Source organism: Halomonas citrativorans (genome assembly GCF_900163645.1).
Classification (GTDB): Bacteria; Pseudomonadota; Gammaproteobacteria; order Pseudomonadales; family Halomonadaceae; genus Vreelandella; species Vreelandella citrativorans.
The window spans coordinates 1-3,432 of the sequence record NZ_FUKM01000065.1 but is presented as its reverse complement, the minus strand read 5'-3'; the positions used below and the strand labels follow the sequence as shown (position 1 = coordinate 3,432).

General features: G+C 44.6%; 4 protein-coding genes. 1 reads left to right on the top strand and 3 read right to left on the bottom strand.

Going from position 1 to position 3,432, the window contains the following annotated elements:
* Positions 1 to 34 precede the first annotated feature (34 nt).
* Positions 35 to 625 carry an endonuclease gene (locus CZ787_RS18630; RefSeq protein ID WP_087112077.1) on the bottom strand — a complete coding sequence of 197 codons (591 nt, stop codon included), beginning with the start codon at positions 623 to 625 and terminating at the stop codon, positions 35 to 37.
* Positions 626 to 817: 192 nt separating this feature from the next.
* Between CZ787_RS18630 and CZ787_RS18625 the strand changes: the two genes are divergently transcribed.
* Positions 818 to 1,885 carry a hypothetical protein gene (locus tag CZ787_RS18625; protein ID WP_087112075.1) on the top strand — a complete coding sequence of 356 codons (1,068 nt, stop codon included), beginning with the start codon at positions 818 to 820 and terminating at the stop codon, positions 1,883 to 1,885.
* A 549-nt stretch (positions 1,886 to 2,434) separates the two neighbouring features.
* On the opposite strand, the gene CZ787_RS18620 is transcribed toward CZ787_RS18625, so the two are convergent.
* Together CZ787_RS18620 and CZ787_RS18615 are read right to left on the bottom strand one after the other, a co-directional pair.
* Positions 2,435 to 2,845: a hypothetical protein gene (locus CZ787_RS18620; RefSeq protein ID WP_087112073.1), complete on the bottom strand. Its 411-nt coding sequence runs from the start codon at positions 2,843 to 2,845 to the stop codon at positions 2,435 to 2,437.
* Positions 2,846 to 2,863: 18 nt separating this feature from the next.
* Positions 2,864 to 3,432 (bottom strand): DNA adenine methylase (locus CZ787_RS18615; protein ID WP_087112071.1); only part of this gene is annotated, 569 nt, incomplete at its 5' end.

Below are 3,432 nucleotides of genomic sequence, written 5' to 3'. Positions count from 1 at the left end.
TGTTCAGAGTACAAAATTCCACTTATCACCGCGATTATTTTTCGGGGGGATTACCCTGTTGCCTGCTGATCTGGATGCCGTAAGTGTCGCGCATGTACCAGTAGATACGGGCAATGTCGCCTACTCGGTGTAGCGGCGGCTGAAAAGCGCGCTCTTGAAATGACACGGCTACCTCGCAAGCTCCGTATTCGTGAATTGGATCATTGGCCATCGCGAACCGCATGTTTGAGCGATCGCCGTTAACCTCACCGATGGCGGGTACCAAGTTATGCAGGTCGGCCTCGGCCATTCGAAATACTGGGTCAGTGCGCCGACAGTTATCGCGCCCGCCTTCCTGCCAGCATTGTCGCTGGCGCCCGAAATCGTAGGCGGGCATCACGTGTTCCCACTCTATCCGGTTGGCACGCTCGGGCTGTTTACGGATCTCATAGCCGCAGCTTTCTAGGTTGGGGCCGTTCTCAAAATCGAAGTTGCAACCACAATAAAACGTTTCACTTTGGTCATGGTAAACCTCGCGCTCGGCTAACCGCTTAGCAGCGTTGAACGAAGAGGGTGGCGCCGCTTCGGATGCGGTGAAGACTGCCAGAAAAAGGCCAGTGGCCAAGGCGACAAAAGCTTGATTCATTAGGTGAAAACTACCGTGTAACTAGTTGATATTTATAGAGCGCATTGGCCGTATTGGCTGATGGGTAATATGGCAGGTATCCTAATTAAATCAATAGGATGTTGTGGTAAGAGCAGGAAAATGGGGTTGCAATGTTGCACGTTTGATTCTCCGGTGTGAAAATATCTAAAAATCATTAGGATTAAGAGACAAATGAATAAAAAAGAGGTACTTAAGTCAAATCTTAAAAATAGAAAGCCTATTGTTAAAAAGAGGGATCGGAATTTTTTAGGAATTTTAAACACCTCTGCCCAAGTTGGTACGCTTATTGTTGTTGTTCTCGGCTACTTATTTACAGTTAGACCTGCATTTCAGTATCAGCTCCTCCAAGAGAAGAACGCACAATCAGAATTGGATAGAATAAAGTTGGAAGATGATTTATTGAAAATTGGTGTCGAGTATGAAGTTGCATCTACTGAGTTAATGTTGTTAGAAAGTAACTTGGCTTTGATAGAGGAAGAATCAAAAGAACTCTTTGAGATTAGAGAAAACCTCGAATACGAAGTAAATGAAGTTAGAGATAGGTTGCAGTATGAACAAGAGAAAAGCAACAGTCTTGCTAGCGAAATTGCTTTGGCGACAGCAAGAGAGATGGAGATGCTTGAGAGGCTAAGAGTTATTGAACAACAAGTTGTAAGTGAAAATATAGCTTTGGAAAATGCTCGTTGGGAACTTTTTATAATTGACCTTCGTAGATCGTATGTCTCCGAGTCGACGGGTACATTTGGAATGTTTGGTTCTTCTTTTAACGTTTCAATTTCGACTTATTATAATGATGCCTCTAATAGCTGGCCAAATTTATATCTATCTATACTTAGTTCTATAGATAAAGTAGAACAAGAGGGTATAGGCGGAAGTAAGTATCCAAAAAGCTATTTTGAAGAAGTTAGAAGTTTCGTTGGTAATAATATTGATATGTTACGGTGCGAAAGACCCGATTTTAATAGAATTGAAGAGAGATATTATTCTGATTTAGAATCAATAGAAAAAAATATTATAGACGAAATTAGGGAGAAAATGCTAAATAATGACTTAGAGTTAGATTATATGAATCTCTTTTATCCCAACGACTTCGAGAAAAACCTTAGCTATGCTATGAAAATTAAAGAGATGAGATTGAGTCGCGATTATAAAGAAATTGTAGATGAATATTGGTGGGATTGTCTGACAAAACGTAATGATTTTTATAATTTATTAGCTGATTCTAGAGGTAATTCTTAATATTTATTTATATTCTTAAGTGTCTGCTGTTTACGGCTAGAGTCCACGATTGCTCAAGGAACGCCCGATATTGTCTCGCACGCATAATTTAGTCAGCTGAAAGACTATGTGTCCAGAATGTGCCAGCGACTTGCATATTAATGTGTCTAGCTGCTTAATTTTGAGAAAGTTGGTCAAACGGTACACACTGCGCCCAGCGTATTAGTTTATAAAATTCAGTTGGTTAGGGCGTGTGCTTCCCTAACGTGTAGGTCTTGAAAACCGGCATAGGTTAATAGCCTATCTAGGGTTCGAATCCCTATCCCTCCGCCACCTCGATACTAAAACCCCTGATTCGTCAGGGGTTTTTTCGTTTCTAGGCTCTGCGTTTCCTGCCAAGCATGCTCTCTATTGAATGCGCCGGTCTTTCTGTAAGCGCGCGCCACATTTGGCACTTCCTTGCGCCACATTTGGCACAGCGAATAGAAACACAATGCTCTAAATTTTGCGGCATTTTTGGCATTGCGCTTTGAGTGAGCGTAGACCCATAACGTGAAGGCAAAAGTTGCTTCATTGAAAGACATAGTGCTCACAAGATGGACATTGATACGAAAATTCATCTTCGGTCATGATTGATAAACGATCCTCGCTCTTACACTTAATACAGATGGCATGGACTGGTTGTTCATCTGATACGTATTCGTCCTTCAGTGACATTATGTAGTCACCTGCTGCTACTTGTACTAGACGGTACTGACTGAATAGATCTTTATTACTCAGCCGTTGTTTTAGCTCTCTGTTCTCCTTAATAAGCTGATAGTGATCTATTACGAGGTCAAGGAGATCGCCCTGCGCTGTAGTGAGCTTGTCCATGATGTCACTCATTGCTGCATTGAGCTGCGCATGGTCGTTTACATCCTTGGCCGCACGCGCTAGGTCAAGCGCTCCCTTTACAGCTGATACCGCTGCTCCGATCTCCATACCTATCTCTCTTCTTGGTTAAAACAACCCCGCTGGCTCCGCCTCCACATCCCAACTAAAGATCAGCACTTCTTTGGCGTCTGAGCCTTTTCCGCCGCCGACGGTGTAGCGGATGTCGGTGGTTTCGATGTGATAGCCCGCGAAGATCCGACGGATGTCTGGGTGGTCGTTGAGGCTGATGATGGCCTTGCCTTTGAGCTTTGCCAGCATGAGCGCCATTTGTTCGTATTGCTCTATGCCAAAGGGTACCCCATATCCTTCTGTCTGCCAGTAGGGTGGGTCCATATAAAAGAGGGTGTGTGGTCGATCATAGCGCTCAATGCAGTCTTGCCAGCTTAGGTGCTCAATGAATGTGCTGGCTAAGCGCAGATGGGCAGCCGAAAGCGACTCCTCCAAGCGCAGCAGGTTTAAGCCCGGTGGTGCGGTGGTTGCTGTGCCGAAGCTTTGGCCTTCGATCCGGGCACCGAAGGCGTTCTGTTGTAGGTAATAGAAGCGGGCTGCACGTTGTATATCCGTGAGCGTTTCGGGTCGCGTCATCTTCAGCCACTCAAACACCTGACGGCTGGAGAGCGCCCACTTAAACTGCC

Excerpts from the sequence above, each read along its gene's own strand:
- CZ787_RS18630 (WP_087112077.1), bottom strand. The coding sequence starts at position 625 with ATGAATCAAGCTTTTGTCGCCTTGGCCACTGGCCTTTTTCTGGCAGTC.
- CZ787_RS18625 (WP_087112075.1), top strand. The coding sequence starts at position 818 with ATGAATAAAAAAGAGGTACTTAAGTCAAATCTTAAAAATAGAAAGCCT.
- CZ787_RS18620 (WP_087112073.1), bottom strand. The coding sequence starts at position 2,845 with ATGGAGATCGGAGCAGCGGTATCAGCTGTAAAGGGAGCGCTTGACCTA.